The sequence below is a fragment of the Actinomycetota bacterium genome, from assembly GCA_016700055.1.
GTDB lineage: Bacteria > Actinomycetota > Acidimicrobiia > Acidimicrobiales > Ilumatobacteraceae > Kalu-18.
Map to the genome: position 1 here is coordinate 1,467,300 of CP064997.1, position 14,348 is coordinate 1,481,647.

The following is a 14,348-nucleotide window of genomic DNA, read 5'->3' on the forward strand; positions in this document are numbered from 1 at the left end:
CCACATCCAAATGCACGAGACCGAACTGCGGCCGGACCCGGCCGCGCCCCCCGAATCCGGCTGCGTTCGCGACGCACCCGACTCCGCCCTCGTCGCGTCCACACGAGACCGAGGTCAGGCCACCACCGAGTACGCGCTGGTGATGCTCGCCGCGGCGCTCGTCGCCCTGCTCGTGGTTGCGTGGGCGACGAGCGGCGGCGGATCGGGCAAGATCGGCCAGCTGTTCGACGGCGTCATCGACGGCATCTTGTCGCGCGTGCCATGAGCACCTCCGCCGCGCCGGCCGGGCGACGCCCCGACGGCGGGCAGGCGACCGTCGAGGTGGCGCTGGTGCTGCCGCTGCTCGTCATGGTGACCCTCGGCGTCGTGCAGGTCGCGGTCGTCGCCGCCCAGCAACTCGGCATCTTGCATGCTGCCCGCGAGGCCGCGCGGGCAGCAGCAGTCGACGCCGACGCGCCAGGCGCGGCGAGAGCCGCGGCCACACGCGCCACCGAGATCGCACCGCTCGCGGTGTCGACGGCGGTGCACGACGGCTTGGTCACCGTCACCGTCACCTACGACGCCCCGACCGACGTACCGCTCATCGGGCCCTTGCTGCCGACGGTGACGCTGCGCGCCGCGGTCACGATGGCCCGCGACCCTCCACCGGGGGGCGGGTAGCGTCCGCTGCGTGGAGCTGAGCCTGCGCCGACACACCGTCGGCGTCGTCGAGGTGCTGGCGCTCTCCGGCGAGATCGACCTCGCCACCTTGCCACGCCTGCGCGACTCGCTGGCGAGGCTCGTCGACGACGCGCCGGGGACCACGGTGGCGGTCGACCTCGACGGCGTGACCGTGCTCGACGACACCGGCCTCGGCATAGTGCTCGGCGCCGCCGGCCACGCGCGCCGCAGGGGAGGCGACCTCGTGGCCGTTTGCTCAGAGGGGCCGCTACGTGAGCGGCTCATGCTGACCGGCGCCGATCGTGCGGTGCGCGTCGGCGCGAACCTGCACGAGGTTGCCTCCGGTAGCGCCCCGCAGGGTCACGATCGACCGGTGTGACCGAACCCGCCGCCGCGGTTCTCACCGGCGAGGTCGTCCACCACGCACCACCCGACCTCGTCGACGGCGAGCACCACGAGCTGGGCGACGCGGTCGCCGCGATGCACCTCGTAGGGATGGTCGGGATCGGTGTTCAACAGCACCACCTTGATCTCACCCCGGTACGCCGAGTCGATCAGCCCGGGAGCGTTCACGACCGTGACGCCATGCTCCAGCGCGAGCCCGCTGCGCGGCAGCACCAGGCCGGCGTGACCCGGAGGGATCGCCACCGCGATGCCCGTCGGCACGAGCGCTCGCCCACCACCGGCGCCCAGCACCGCGCCGTGGCGTGCACGCAGGTCGAGCCCTGCGTCGCCGGGATGCGCGTACGCGGGCAGCGCCAGGCCGTCGTCCAGCTGCACGATGGGCACTTCCAGCACGGCGGGCACGCTAGCCAACGCGGCCTCGGCGCGGCCCGAACCCGCCCCCGCCTCGACCCGAGCGGAGCCGCAGTTAGTCTCGCCAGCGTGCTCGTGTGGATGGATCTGGAGATGACCGGCCTCGATCCCGGCAAGGATGTCATCGTCGAGATCGCGACCCTGGTCACCGACGACGAGCTGGAGATCATCGCCGAGGGCCCTGACCTGGTCGTTCACCAGCCCGACGACGTGCTGGCGGTGATGGACCCCTTCGTCGTCGACATGCACACCCGCTCGGGTCTGCTCGACGCGATCAAGGCGTCGACGGTCTCGCTCGAGGCCGCGGGTCTCTTGACCCTCGACTTCTTGAAGCAGCACGTGCCCGAGCCGGGCAAGGTGCCGCTCTGTGGCAACTCGATCGGCACGGACCGCCGCTTCCTCGCCGCGTACCTCCCCGAGATCGAGGCCTGGCTGCACTACCGCAGCGTCGACGTGTCGAGCGTGAAGGAGCTCGTCCGGCGCTGGTACCCGGCGCTCAACGGCTCCCGCCCGACGAAGCAGAACGCGCATCGCGCCCTCGACGACATCCGCGAGAGCATCCGTGAGCTGCGCTTCTACCGCGAGCAGGTGTTCGTCCCCGCAGCGCAGGCCGAGCAGGCGCCTACCCCGCCTCCGCCTGTCGGGTGATTGCAGACGGCAAGTACGATCGCCCGATGGTGGACGGCCCCAAGCCTCAGCGCGAGGAACAGCAGCCGGCGAGCGAGGTAGTCACCGAGATCGCCCCCGGCGTGCTTCGCGCCCAGCTTCCGATCAACATGCCCGGGCTCGGCCACGTCAACATGTACGTGCTGGAGGACGAGCGGGGTGTGGCCGTCGTCGACCCCGGGCTGCCGGGCAAGCGGAGCTGGTCCGCCATCAACGATCGGCTCCGCGACGCGTCGATTCCGCTGTCACGGGTGCACACGGTGATCGTCACCCACAGCCATCCCGACCACTTCGGCGGCGCGGCCCGGCTGCGTGCCGAGACGGGCGCCGAGATCGTGACGCACCGCCGCTTCCGGGTGTTGTGGGATCCGAGCGAGCCCGCCGACCACGACGTCGAGGACGCGGCGGATCTCGCCTCGCCGGACCGGCCGGAAGACGCCCCCCGTCACCGCAAGCCGTGGGACCCCACCCCATGGGGCGGCCAGGGCATCTCGTTGTCGTGGAAGCGCAGGCTGGGCATCACCGTGGCGAGGGCCTTCCCGCAGATGATGAGGCTGCCCACGCCGACGGTCCGGCTAGACGACGCGGCCACCATCCGCCTCGCCGGGCGGGAATGGGTAGCCGTGCACACGCCCGGTCACACCGAGGACCACCTGTGCCTCTACGACCCCGAGGGTGCCCTGATGCTGTGCGGCGATCACGTGCTGCCGACGATCACCCCCCACATCAGCGGCCTGATCGGCGTGGCCGACCCGCTGCAGCAGTTCTTCGCCTCACTCGACAAGGTCGCTGCGTTCGGACCGCAGGTGCGCCTGGCACTGCCCGCCCACGGGCACCCCTTCGAAGACCTCGCCGGCAGGGCACTCGCCATCAAGGAGCACCACGACTCCCGGCTGCAGCGGTTGCGCGACGCGGCGACGGAGATCGGCCGACCGGCCACGGTGATGGAGATGTCGACGCACCTGTTCTCCCCCCGGGCGCAGGGCGCGATGGCCGACAGCGAGACGTTCGCGCATCTGGAGCACCTCCGCCTGGCGGGCGACATGGAGCGCCACGACAGCGATGGCGCATACCACTACGTGCTCACGGGCTGAGCCGGCGCACCTCGGCGGCCACCGCCACCTTGCCGCCGACGCCGCGCAGCCACACGGCGAGGCGCGCGTCGGATTCGTCGACGGTGCACTGCACGGCACCACTGCCGTCGAGGTCAGAGCGCTCGAGGGGATGGCGGTGCTCCAGCGTCGCCGCGATCGCCCCGCGCAGATCACGCCGGGGGGATAGGTGCTCTTCGACCGCGGCCCACGCCGCGGCGTTGTTGACGTGGCCGAGGGCGTCGAAGTCGGTGAACCGCACCGGCCACGGCTGTACTCGGGCATCAGCGGGTGGTTCGCCGATGTGCAGCCGTGCCGAGATCGTCCGACCGCCCGCGGACGGCGCGTAGAGATCGAGGAACGACTTGGTCAACGGAACCGCGCGGCCGGTCTCGGGGTCGACGTGCACCCAAAGGGTCGAGGCCTCGATCCTCGAGTCGGCGCCCGTGATCGACACCCTCCGCTCGGCCCATCGGCCACCTAGCCCGGCGCACCACGTGCGCAGCTCGAGCATCTGCCCGTAGGCGGGGAAGGAGTGCACGTCGAGCACCGTGCGCCGCACCACCCACCCCCGCGTCGTCAACGTAGGCATCCCTCGTGTCGTCGTCGGAGACGTCTTGCAGGTAACGCACCGCGGCGTCGAGGCGCAGCCGACCGGAGGGGCTGACGTCGCCGAGGCGCACCCGCCGCGCGGTCTCGACGATCCTGGCGCCGGGCAAGGGTTCGACCAGCTCCCGGCCCGCGGCGAACGACACGGACGGCGACGTTACTTGACCCGATTCCGATTAAACCGGTTGACGGCACCCGCCTGGTCGTGGTTTTGTTGCACCCACGACGCGGCGCCCCTGCCGCGCCGCACGACCGAACAGGACCTTCGATGGATTGCACGACGTTCGCTTGCTACCTGGCCCCCGTGCCCGGTGCAGCGCGCCCGCGCGGCCTGTCCGGTCATGGGTTCCAGTGGCTCGTCGACGTGGTCACCACCACCGCCCCGATCGGGGCCGCGATGCCGAACACCAAGCGCCCCCGACGGCTCGGAGCACAACTGACGTAGAAGTACCCAACGTCAGGGATACGCACCGAGGCCGCCGGATCACACCGGCGGCCTTCTTCGTTTCCCGGACAAGTTCCCTCCCCGCAGACACCGAAAGACCAAGCACATGATCACCATCGAGATCACCGAACTGGAACTGGAGCTCGAGATCGAGCTCGCCGCGGCGGCGCTGCTCGACACCGCGCCGCGCCCCGCCGCCCGCTGCGCAGACGGAAACGGCACGCTCACCCACCTGTTCTTCAGCGACGACCTGGTGGACATCGCGAGGGCTAAGGCGATCTGTGCCCGCTGCCCGCTGCGTGAGCCGTGCCTCGAGGGCGCCCTCGCGCGGGTCGAGCCGTGGGGGGTGTGGGGTGGCGAGCTGGTCGACACCGGCCGCATCGTCGCCACCAAGCGACCCCGCGGCCGACCGCCCAAGCACCCCCGGCCGGTGATCGTCGTCGACGAGGACCGCCACGTGCGCGAGGTGGCCTCGATCGACGAGATCGACGTCGACACCGAGGTCGCCGTCCGCGTCGCCTGAGCGCCGTTCCATACGTCGCCGGTCGGAGGTGACGCCCTCGGCGAGCCTCCGACTGCCCACCGGCGCCCGGCCGCGAGAGCCCCCCGCTCGCGGCCGGGCCGACCGGCCACGCCGTTAGCCTCCGAGGCGTGGACCGTCGCCTGATCGCTCCGCTCGTCGCGCTCGGGATCGTCGGCATCGCTGTCGGTGTGGTCGCCATCACGAGCGGCGACGACGGCGACACGCTCGTACTCGACGAACCCGGCGAGTACCAGCAGCCCGGCATCGGCACGAACGCACCGCTCACCGGCACCACGCTCACCGACGCGACCGTCGTCGACCTCGACGGCGCCGAGCTGCAGATCTCCTCCCTCGTCGGACAGCCGATGGTGATCAACGTCTGGTACTCCACGTGCCCGCCGTGCAAACGCGAGCTGCCGGCGTTCGCCGCTGCGCACAGCACCTACGGCGACCGGGTGCGCTTCGTCGGCGTGAACACCTTCGACGACGCGGAGACCACCAGGTCGTTCGCCGCCGACTACGGGGTGGAGTACGAGCTGGTTCGCGACCCGAACGGCGAGTTCATCTCCGCCAATCGTGTCGCCGCGTTCCCGACGACGCTGTTCGTCGCCCCCGACGGCACGATCACCCGCCAGCGTGCAGGTGAGCTGAGCGAGGCCGAGCTGACCGAGTTCATCGAGGAGCTGCTCTCGTGATCGCACTCGACAGCCGCCTGTCGACGGCGTTCGCGGCCGGGTTGCTGGCTGCGGTCAACCCGTGCGGTTTCGTGCTCTTGCCCACCTACTTGATGTTCTTCCTCGGCTTGAGCGGCCGGCCCGGCACCCAGCGGGCCTCGGTGCAGCGGGCGCTCGTCGTGAGCGCCGCGCTGTCGCTCGGCTTCTTCAGTGTCTTCCTCGTCGTCGGCACGATCAGCCGGTTGTTCACCGACTGGATCAACCAGAACGCGAAGTACGTCGCCCTTCTGGTGGGCATCGGCCTGGTCTGCCTCGGCGTGGCGATGCTGTTCGGCTACCGGCTGCCGCTGTCCACCCCGAAGCTCGAAGCAGGAGGCCGCGACCGCACCGTGGTGTCGATGTACCTGTTCGGCGTGGCGTACGCGGTGGCCTCCATCGGCTGCACCATCGGCCCGTTCAGCGCCGTGGTGCTCGGCACGATCTCGGCCGAAGGCTTCGCCAAGGGACTCGTCGCCATCGCTCTCTACGGCCTGGCGATGGCCCTGCTGGTGACGGCGCTGACCGTGTCGCTGGCCCTCGCGCAGAGCTGGCTGGTGCACGTTCTGCGGTCGGGGATGCGCTACGTCGAGCTCGCCTCGGCGGCGATCATGATCCTGTCCGGGCTGTACCTGACTTGGTACTGGTACAACGACATTCGCCAGCAGTCCGACGACGTCACCGGCGAGTTGCTCGGTTGGCAGGGCGAGCTCGAACGCTGGATCCAGGCCCACCGCGGCGTGCTGGCGGCGGTGTTCGCCGCGATCGTCGTCGCTGCCGTCGTCTTCGTGGTCGTACGCCGCGACCGCAGCGACCGGCCCACTCCGTCGTCGTGATCCTGCCGGCTCAGCCACCGACCGCGGTGAAGGGCACCGAGTCGACGAACGGGCCGAGCGTCGTCGTGGCCCGGTAGAGGCCGGTGCACGGGGAGTAGATCTCGGCCCGCACCGTCGAGCCCGAGTGGAGCTGCAGCGCGTGGTACGGCACCATCACCCCGGTCGGGTTCGTCTGGAACAAGAAGCTCTTCGCGAACACCGGGTCGCGGGGCAGCGGGTTGAGCACGTACGTACGCGCCGCGCTCGGTTGCGGCCCGCTCGGTTGGTGGACGAGCCCCTCCGTGGGCAGCTCGCGCACGGCGAGCGCGGTGACCGGCCCCGTGTACTTGGCGAACCACGCCAACCCGTGCAACACCACCCCGAAGTAGCTCGGCAGGTATGCGCCGGAGAGGCCATGGGCGGCGGTCACTGCGGCATGGGCGGGCTGGACCGGGCTGAGGCCAGGCCACCACTCGGCGCCCACCGAGAGGATCACACTGCACTCCTTGCCGCCCGCGATCGGAGCCCCTGGGGTCGGGCGTACCGTCACCGACACCACCGGTGGCGTGGTCTGGCCTTGCGGTGACGGCTCGATCACGGCTCCTGGCGGGAAGCTGATCCCCGATGCTGCCGCCGCCTGGATGTAGATCTTGGCGAGCTGCGCCTCGACCTCGGCGAGCAGCTCGTCGGCGAGCGCCTCGCAGGTGAGGTCGTCCTGGTCCGCGGTGCCGGCCGCGGCGGCGATCTCGTCGCAGGGTATGCCGAGGGCCTTGGCCGCCTCGAGCAGCACCTCTTTCAGCTCACCCTTGGCCAACGCCTTCAGTTGAGCCGACTCCGGAAGGTTCGGCGGAATGCCGAAGTAGATCAGCGCCACGTCGACGGCGAGGGTCGCGACCTTCTTGCAGAACGCATCAGCGTCGTCGTCGTCGACGATCTCACCGCCGATCTCCTCGCAGCCGGAGAGCTGGACGATCGCGTCGACGATCACCCCCTTCAACTGGTTGAACAGCCCGACCAGGTTGTCCCACACCGATGTCGTGGCCTCCCACAGGTCCCCGAGCGGGTTGAAACCACCACCCGAACCGCACGAGGCACCGCCGAAGCTGACCCACCCCGGCATCGGACCGCCGGCGCCGGAGTACCAGTAGCACTGGCCGGGGCAGATCGGTGTGCCGGCACCGATGTCGGCCAGGAACGCGTACCAGAACGCGTAGTCGGCGCTGTGCTTGGCGGGGTCCATCAGATCCGGGCGCCACTTCACGAAGGTCCAGCAGTTCTCGAACGCCGGGTTCGGCGGCTTCGGCGTGCTCAGCGTGGCGTCGAGCTCGAACGGCAGGGCATCGGGGTCTGCGGCCAGCTCGCCGAGGGCGTCGATCACCCCCGGATCGAGGTTCATCTCCGGCTGGCCGGTGTGCACCACCACGTCGTTCGTCGCCTTGCCCGGCCAGTGGTCGCCGACCATCGGCACCACCCGCACGTACAGGTCGTCGACCGGCGGGATGACCAGCCCTTCGCCCTCGACGGGTGACAGCGACGCCAACGTGCCCGCGAGGCTGACACCTCCCGGCGGTGGCGGCGTGCTCGGTAGGGCGGCCACCAGCTCCGCCGCTGCCGGCCCGGCGAGGTCCGCGTACGAGCTCACGAGGGGTACCTCGGCCTCGGCCTGCACGCCTGGGATCGCCCCGAGGGGGATCGTGAAGTCGCCGCCGGAGCCGACGACGATCCCCTCGGCGAGCACGCCGGCGACGAACGGCGACGCACCGGCCTGCGGGTCGAACGCGAGGACCTGCCAGATGCCGTGAGTGGTCCCCGCGATCGAGCTGGTCCACCGGAACCGTTGCACACCCGGCTGCTCGATCCATTCCTCCGCGCTCAACCGGTCGAGCGACCCTGGCTCGTCGGAGGGCATCACGATCGACAGGCGGGCACCGCCGCCGACGCCGATCACGGCGGACACGTCGTAGCCCGGATCGGCCTCGAACCTCGAACGGCCGAGGCCGATCAGCTCCCCACCCCGCCAACCCCACCCCTCGATCTCCACCTGCTCGGAGCCACTCAGGTCGACCATCTCCGCACCGAAGCCGAACGCTCCTCCCCGGCGGGGGATGGTCGCCTGGTCCTGCGCGGGCACCCGCTGCCACGCGCCTGCGGTGCCGACGTACAGGTAGACCGAGTCGATGTCGTCGGGCACCCCGAGCAGCACGCCGTGCACCAGGCGCAGCGGGCCCGTCCAGTCGCCGCCGCAGTCGTCGGCCCCGGTGACACCCACCGGCGGCGAGGTGGAACGGATCGCGCCGTCCACCGACTCGACGGCGAACATGGCTGCGCCGGGGGCCACCGCCACGTCGGCGAACACCCCGTCGGCGGAGGTCGCGACCTGCTCGAACCACCTGCCGTCGGGCAACAGCTCGACGAGCGCGTACTCGTCCACGGCGGTGCCGGCGGAGGCACCGCTGGCGCTGATGGTCGCCCGGCAGCCGTCCTCGTCGAGGGTCATCGCCGGCGGGGAGTCGTCGGCGAAAGAAGCCACGCGATGCGGACCGGGGGCCGAGCCACTCGGCGTATCAGGCTCGCCCGCTTCGGGGGTGGGCGGCACCCGGCCGATACCGGCGACGACCGGGACGGCCAGCTCGGTGCCCGCGGGTAGCGGCTCGTCGAGGAGCCGGCCGGCGAACAGATCGGCACCGGCGTCGTCCAGCCCGTAGCGCTCGATGATCGCCGCCGGGGTCTCGCCTTCGGCCACGACGTGAGGGTGCAGCGGCAGCGGCGCCTCTGGCTCCACGGCGACCAGGCGGACCGCGTTCGACGTGGCCGAGCGGCCGTCTTCGTCGACCACCCTGGCGACGAGGGTCGTCACGCCGGGCTCCGCCGGCCGCCAAGGGAGCACCCCTTGCCAGGTCGGGTCGCCGCCGACGCCTGCCTCCCGCGCCACCAGCTCACCGTTCGCCCACAGCTCGATCGCATCGAGCGGAGCTACGGCGCTCGCCTGCACGACGAGCTCGGTCTCGTGGGCGACGTTGACCCCCGGCGAACCGGGCACGAGGCGGGTCAGCGCCACCGTGACCCCCGACGGCGGCCGCGCATCGGCGGACCGGTCGCCGGCTTCGCCGCCGGCGGTGTCCGACGTGACCCCGGCGGGCGGCGTGGTGCGCCCGGGCGGCTCGTTCGCGTCGCCGTCGTCGCGCAGGACGAGCACCGCGCCGATCGCCAACGAGGCGACGGCAGCGAAGCCGACGCCGCCGATCACCCAACGCTGCCGTGCCCGCTCCACGCCGCCGCCTACCCGCAGTCCGTCCGGTTGAACACGCCCACCCCGGACCACGGACCCGGATCTGCGCCGTTCGGCGCGCTTGACGGGCCGACACGCCAGCTCCAGGTGCCGACGACGCACGGCACCTGGAGCGTCACCGAGCGCGAACTGCCGTCGAGCCTGGCCTGGACGTCGACGACGTCGAAGGAGCGGTCGGAGGACACCTGGACGACGAACGTCGCCGGGTTGCACGGGCCGGCATAGCGCCAGACGAAGGCGATCGAGGTGCTGTTCACCACCTCCGACCCGGCGGGGGTGATCGCGGTCGGGGCGACGAGGCGGTCGCACGTCGTCGGCGGAGGAGTCGGAGGCGGTGTCGGCGGAGGAGTCGGAGGCGGCGTCGGCGGAGGAGTCGGAGGCGGCGTCGGAGGCGGCGAAGTCGGTGGAGTCGTAGGGGGCGGTGTCGGGGCGACGGTGGTCGCCGGGGGCGCGGTCGTTCGCGGCGAGGTCGTTCTCGGCACTGTCGTCACCGGAGGTACGGACGTCGACGTGGTCGACGAGGTCGACGTGATCGCCATCGACGTGGTCGGTGTGACCGGTGCGGCGGGATCGACGACGATCACCACCGGACGCGACTCGACCTCACCTGACCCACCATGGCTGAGCGCGACCAACCGGTGCTCACCGGGCTCCACGATGTCGATGCTGAACCGCGCCTGCGCGAGCGTCCCGGACAGCCCGTCCACCTCGCCGAGGCGCTCGCCGTCGACCAGGATCGCGATCGTCGCCACCCCCGCCGCATCGGTGCCATGGGCGAGGACGGCGACCGGACCGGGCGCAACGGCCGCGTGGTCGAGAGGCAGATCGATCCATGCCGCAGAGACCGCATCACCCACCGCCGCGGCCGACGGCGAGACCACCGCGCGCGCGAGCGGGGTGATCGAGAGGCCGATGGCCACGGCGAACGCGACCGTCGCCGACCCCCGGCCGCGCATTCCCCGCTGCGCCATCTGTCGTGCGTAACCCCACCCTCACGCGAACGCAAGGGACCGAAGTCAGTAGTCCGTCAAGAAGTGCTCAGGGCGCGAGGCGCTCGATTTGCCACACGACCCGCTCGCCGTCGAGCGTGCGCGTGTAACGGAACCGGTCGTGCAGCCGGCTCGGGCGTCCCTGCCAGAACTCGTACGACAGCGGCTCCAGTCGCCACCCACCCCAATGCGCAGGGCGCGGCACGTCTCCGATGAAGCGTTGCTCGGCCTCGACGACGAGGCGCTCGAGCTCGGCCCGATCGGCGATCGGGCTGCTCTGCGGAGATGCCCACGCGCCGATCTGGCTTCCTCTCGGCCGACTGGCGAAGTAGACGTCGCTCTCGGTGGCGTCCACCGCCGACACCGCGCCGCGCACCCGCACCTGGCGGTGCAATTCCAGCCAGGCGAACACCGCCGCCGCCGACGGCGCGGCCGCGAGCTGGGTGGCCTTCGTGCTCGTGTAGTTGGAGAAGAACGTGATCCCGCGCGCGTCGACGTCACGCACGAGCAGCATCCTCGCGTCGGGCACGCCGTCGAGGCCGACCGTGGCCAGCGTCATCGCGTTGGGCTCGATCGCCCCGGCCTCCACCGCCTCGTCGTACCAGCGGTGCCACTGCACCACCGGGTCGTCGGCGAGATCGTCGCGATCGATGCCCGGGGTCTCGTATTGCACCCGCCTGTCGCGAAGGTTCATCGCCTCTCCTCTCGGCCGGCTGCACCGATGCGCTCCACGCCGCGCATGTAGGGCCGCAGCGCCTCGGGTACGAGGACCGTGCCGTCGGGCTGGTGGTAGTTCTCGAGGATGGCCGCCCAGACCCGCGGCACCGCGAGCGCAGACCCGTTCAGAGTGTGGGCCACCTCGGTGCCCTTCTGCCCGGGGCGGCGCAGGCGGATGTCGGCACGGCGCGCCTGGTAGTCGCCGAACCAGCTGATCGAGCTGACCTCTAGCCACTGGTCGCAACCCGGTGCGTACACCTCGATGTCGAAGCTGCGGTGGTGGCTCTGGCCCATGTCTCCGGTGCAGATCTCGACCACCCGGTACGGCAACCCGAGCGCGCCGATCGTGCCCTCTGCACGCGCGACGAGCTCGTCGAGCAGCTGTGGCGCCTGCTCCGCGCTCGCGACCGACAGGATCTCCACCTTGTCGAACTCGTGGGTGCGCAGCATGCCGCGCGTGTCACGTCCGGCCGAGCCCGCCTCGCGGCGGTAGCACGGGGTGTAGGCCATCACCCTCACCGGCAGCGCGTCGGCATCGAGCACCTCGCCCGCGTACAGCGACGTGAGCGGCACCTCGGCGGTGGGGATCAGCCACAGATCGTCACGCTCCACGGCGAAGGCGTCGTCGGCGAACTTCGGCAGGTGGCCGGTCGCGGTGAGCGTGGCGCTGGTGACGAGGGTCGGCGGACGGATCTCCTCGAACGCGTCGGCGTTGCGGTCGAGCGCGAGTTGGCAGAGCGCCCTCACCATCGCGGCCCCCGCGCCCCGTTGCATCGCGAACATCGACCCGGCGATCTTCACCGCCCGCTCGTTGTCGAGGATGCCCAGCCGGGTGCCGATCTCCCAGTGCGGCACCCGCTGGTGCGCGGCGAACTCGTCGGGCAGCCCGACCGGGCCCTTCACCACCGGGTTGTCGGCGTCGGTGAGGCCGTCGGGCGCGCTCGGGTGCGGCAGGTTGGGAATGCGCAGCAGCAGCTCGCGCAGCTTCGCCTGCACGAGATCGAACTCGGCTGCCATCACCCGTTCGTCCTCGCCGAGAACCCGGCTGCGGGCCTGGGATTGCTCCGCGCCCGCGGTGTCGCCCTGCCGGCGGAGCTGAGCGACCTCGCGGGAGAGCTCGTTGATCTGCGACCGTACGTCGTCGCGGCGCCCGGTGATCTCGCGGATCTCGGCGTCGAGCGCGATCGCCTTCTCCAGCTGGTCGAGCATCTCCGGATCGGCGCGCCGGGCGAGAGCGGCTCGTACGGCATCTGGATCGGAGCGGAGCAGGCGAACGTCGATCACAGGTGGGCGAGGTTACCGGCCCGGGCTGTTCGCGGACCCGGCCGTTAGTGTCGGGCGCCGTGAGCGCAGTGGTCGTGGAGAACCTCACCGTGCGCTACGGAGAGCTGCTGGCCGTCGATGCCGTCAGCTTCGCGGCCGAGCCCGGCCAGGTGACGACCGTGCTCGGGCGCAACGGCGCCGGCAAGACGAGCACGATCGAGGTGTGCGAGGGCTTTCGCCGCGCGGCAACTGGAACGGTGCGGGTGCTCGGGCTTGACCCCGGCCGCGAACAGCGCAAGCTCAGCGAGCGCATGGGGGTGATGCTCCAAGAAGGCGGCGTGTACCCGAGTGCTCGTGTGGCCGACACCGTGGCGCTCTACTGCCAGCTCTACCAGCGTGGCGCCGACCCCGACGCTCTCGTCGAGCTGGTCGGGCTGTCGTCACGCAGGAGCTCCTCGTGGCGCAGGCTGTCGGGCGGCGAGCGCCAGCGGCTGTCGCTCGCCCTCGCGCTCGCCTGCCGACCGCAGGTGGCCTTTCTCGACGAGCCGACGAGCGGGGTCGACGTCGAAGGCCGAGCAGCGATCCGCGAGATCCTGCGCGGACTCGCCGGCGAAGGTTGCGCCGTCGTGCTCGCCACCCACGAGCTGGACGAAGCCGAGCGGGTGTCGGACCGCGTGCTCGTGTTCGAGGCCGGCCGCATCGTGGCCGACGGCACGCTCGACGAGCTGCGCGGCACTCGCCGTGAGGTGCGGGTGCGCACCGCCCAGCCGATCGACGCGGCCGCCCTCAGCGCCTCGGTCGGTGCCGCAGTCCACCAGGTCGCGCCGAACGAGTACGCGATCGAAGGCGGCGGAAGCGAAGGCGCGGCGACACTCGTCGCCGGTGTCACCGCCTGGCTCGACGCCAACGGCGCCGAGGTGATCGAGCTCCGCGCGGGGTCGGCGCGGCTAGAGGACGTGTTCCGCGGTCTCGTCGGTGGCGGGTCGGACAACCCGTGACGCCGTTTCTCGCCCAGCTCCGGGCCGAGCTGAGGCTCGTCGCGCGCAACCCCGAGCAGTTGCTCCTGACCCTCGGCATCCCCGTGCTGTTGCTCGTGTTCTTCAGCCTGGTCGCCGTGCTGCCGACAGGCTCCGGCCCTGCGGTCGACTTCCTCGCGCCGGGGATCGTCGCGCTCGCGGTGATGAGTACGGCGATGGTGAGCCTCGGCATCGGCACCGGCTTCGAGCGTGGCTACGCGGTGCTGAAGCGTCTCGGTGCCACCCCGCTCGGTCGTGGCAGGTGGCTCGCCGCGAAGATCGGTGCCATCGTGGTGGTGGAGCTGGTGCAGCTCGCGGTGCTGGTGCCGGTTGCGTTCGCGCTCGGCTGGGACCCGAGCGCGCCGCGCTGGCTGCTCGCGATCGCGTCGGTGGTCGCCGGCACGACGGCGTTCGCCGGCCTCGGGCTGCTGCTGGCCGGGAGGCTGCGCGCCGAGGTCAACCTCGCCGTGCAGAACGCGTTGTTCGTCGTGCTGTTGCTGCTCGGCGGGATGGTGATCCCGTTCGACGAGCTGCCCGGCCCGATCGCTGCCGTCGCCCGGGTGCTGCCTTCGGGTGCCCTCGCCGACCTGCTCCGCGAGGCGCTCGCCGCGGCCGGCGACAAGCCCAGCCTTTCGGCAGCAGTGCTCGCGGCCTGGTCCGTCGCCACCCCGCTTGCAGCTGCACGCTGGTTCCGCTGGTCGTGACCCGGGCTCTACCGGCTGCGCGCGTACGCAGTCGG

At 71.4% G+C, this 14,348-nt stretch carries 16 protein-coding genes; 10 read left to right on the top strand and 6 right to left on the bottom strand.

The features are described 5' to 3' along the window. Positions 1 to 10: 10 nt before the first annotated feature. Genes IPM43_07050 through IPM43_07060 form a run of 3 tightly spaced genes read left to right on the top strand, consistent with a single transcriptional unit; the run spans position 11 to position 1,039 of the window. Positions 11 to 265: a DUF4244 domain-containing protein gene (locus IPM43_07050; protein QQS26097.1), complete on the top strand. Its 255-nt coding sequence runs from the start codon at positions 11 to 13 to the stop codon at positions 263 to 265. Continuing rightward, positions 262 to 660 carry a pilus assembly protein gene (locus tag IPM43_07055; protein ID QQS26098.1) on the top strand — a complete coding sequence of 133 codons (399 nt, stop codon included), beginning with the start codon at positions 262 to 264 and terminating at the stop codon, positions 658 to 660. Before IPM43_07050 ends, IPM43_07055 begins: the two co-directional genes overlap by 4 nt. A 10-nt stretch (positions 661 to 670) precedes the next feature. Further along, positions 671 to 1,039, top strand: coding sequence for an STAS domain-containing protein (locus tag IPM43_07060; GenBank protein QQS26099.1), 369 nt, complete (start codon positions 671 to 673; stop codon positions 1,037 to 1,039). Here the strand turns inward: IPM43_07060 and dut are convergent. Next, on the bottom strand, positions 1,021 to 2,007 hold the full coding sequence (gene dut / locus IPM43_07065; GenBank protein ID QQS26100.1) for a dUTP diphosphatase: 987 nt from the start codon (positions 2,005 to 2,007) through the stop codon (positions 1,021 to 1,023). The genes IPM43_07060 and dut overlap by 19 nt on opposite strands. Positions 2,008 to 2,150: 143 nt before the next feature. On the opposite strand from dut, the gene IPM43_07070 reads away from it, so the two are divergent. Then, positions 2,151 to 3,236 (top strand): MBL fold metallo-hydrolase, encoded by a 1,086-nt coding sequence (locus tag IPM43_07070; protein ID QQS26101.1) that lies wholly within the window; start codon positions 2,151 to 2,153, stop codon positions 3,234 to 3,236. Here the strand turns inward: IPM43_07070 and IPM43_07075 are convergent. Next, positions 3,226 to 3,816 (bottom strand): hypothetical protein, encoded by a 591-nt coding sequence (locus IPM43_07075; GenBank protein ID QQS26102.1) that lies wholly within the window; start codon positions 3,814 to 3,816, stop codon positions 3,226 to 3,228. The genes IPM43_07070 and IPM43_07075 overlap by 11 nt on opposite strands. Before the next feature lie 294 nt (positions 3,817 to 4,110). On the opposite strand from IPM43_07075, the gene IPM43_07080 reads away from it, so the two are divergent. The 4 genes from IPM43_07080 to IPM43_07095 all read left to right on the top strand — a co-directional run bounded on the left by IPM43_07080 (position 4,111) and on the right by IPM43_07095 (position 6,356). Then, positions 4,111 to 4,287, top strand: a complete 177-nt coding sequence (locus IPM43_07080; protein QQS26103.1) for a hypothetical protein — start codon at positions 4,111 to 4,113, stop codon at positions 4,285 to 4,287. Between the two features lie 106 nt (positions 4,288 to 4,393). Next, on the top strand, positions 4,394 to 4,810 hold the full coding sequence (locus IPM43_07085) for a WhiB family transcriptional regulator (protein ID QQS26104.1): 417 nt from the start codon (positions 4,394 to 4,396) through the stop codon (positions 4,808 to 4,810). Between the two features lie 128 nt (positions 4,811 to 4,938). Beyond that, positions 4,939 to 5,505 carry a TlpA family protein disulfide reductase gene (locus tag IPM43_07090; protein ID QQS26105.1) on the top strand — a complete coding sequence of 189 codons (567 nt, stop codon included), beginning with the start codon at positions 4,939 to 4,941 and terminating at the stop codon, positions 5,503 to 5,505. Continuing rightward, positions 5,502 to 6,356 (top strand): cytochrome c biogenesis protein CcdA, encoded by an 855-nt coding sequence (locus tag IPM43_07095; GenBank protein QQS26106.1) that lies wholly within the window; start codon positions 5,502 to 5,504, stop codon positions 6,354 to 6,356. Before IPM43_07090 ends, IPM43_07095 begins: the two co-directional genes overlap by 4 nt. Positions 6,357 to 6,366: 10 nt before the next feature. Here IPM43_07095 and IPM43_07100 read toward each other — a convergent pair whose 3' ends face one another. The 4 genes from IPM43_07100 to serS form a co-directional block, all read right to left on the bottom strand. After that, a complete protein-coding gene (locus IPM43_07100; GenBank protein ID QQS26107.1) occupies positions 6,367 to 9,606 on the bottom strand; it encodes a hypothetical protein in 3,240 nt (1,079 codons plus the stop codon). An 8-nt stretch (positions 9,607 to 9,614) separates the two neighbouring features. After that, positions 9,615 to 10,595, bottom strand: a complete 981-nt coding sequence (locus IPM43_07105) for a hypothetical protein (GenBank protein QQS26108.1) — start codon at positions 10,593 to 10,595, stop codon at positions 9,615 to 9,617. A 67-nt stretch (positions 10,596 to 10,662) separates the two neighbouring features. After that, on the bottom strand, positions 10,663 to 11,307 hold the full coding sequence (gene pdxH, locus IPM43_07110; protein ID QQS26109.1) for a pyridoxamine 5'-phosphate oxidase: 645 nt from the start codon (positions 11,305 to 11,307) through the stop codon (positions 10,663 to 10,665). Next, complete coding sequence (gene serS, locus IPM43_07115) at positions 11,304 to 12,614, bottom strand: serine--tRNA ligase (protein QQS26110.1); 1,311 nt, start codon at positions 12,612 to 12,614, stop codon at positions 11,304 to 11,306. Before serS ends, pdxH begins: the two co-directional genes overlap by 4 nt. 59 nt (positions 12,615 to 12,673) lie before the next feature. Here serS and IPM43_07120 point away from each other — a divergent pair, with 59 nt between their 5' ends. Further along, positions 12,674 to 13,591, top strand: coding sequence for an ABC transporter ATP-binding protein (locus IPM43_07120; protein ID QQS26111.1), 918 nt, complete (start codon positions 12,674 to 12,676; stop codon positions 13,589 to 13,591). Next, positions 13,588 to 14,313 (top strand): ABC transporter permease, encoded by a 726-nt coding sequence (locus IPM43_07125; protein ID QQS26112.1) that lies wholly within the window; start codon positions 13,588 to 13,590, stop codon positions 14,311 to 14,313. Before IPM43_07120 ends, IPM43_07125 begins: the two co-directional genes overlap by 4 nt. Positions 14,314 to 14,348: the final 35 nt, after the last annotated feature.

Coding starts and splice junctions, on each gene's coding strand:
- IPM43_07050 (QQS26097.1), top strand. CDS start 11: ATGCACGAGACCGAACTGCGGCCGGACCCGGCCGCGCCCCCCGAATCC.
- IPM43_07055 (QQS26098.1), top strand. CDS start 262: ATGAGCACCTCCGCCGCGCCGGCCGGGCGACGCCCCGACGGCGGGCAG.
- dut (QQS26100.1), bottom strand. CDS start 2,007: ATGCGCGTTCTGCTTCGTCGGGCGGGAGCCGTTGAGCGCCGGGTACCA.
- IPM43_07070 (QQS26101.1), top strand. CDS start 2,151: ATGGTGGACGGCCCCAAGCCTCAGCGCGAGGAACAGCAGCCGGCGAGC.
- IPM43_07080 (QQS26103.1), top strand. CDS start 4,111: ATGGATTGCACGACGTTCGCTTGCTACCTGGCCCCCGTGCCCGGTGCA.
- IPM43_07085 (QQS26104.1), top strand. CDS start 4,394: ATGATCACCATCGAGATCACCGAACTGGAACTGGAGCTCGAGATCGAG.
- IPM43_07105 (QQS26108.1), bottom strand. CDS start 10,595: ATGGCGCAGCGGGGAATGCGCGGCCGGGGGTCGGCGACGGTCGCGTTC.
- pdxH (QQS26109.1), bottom strand. CDS start 11,307: ATGAACCTTCGCGACAGGCGGGTGCAATACGAGACCCCGGGCATCGAT.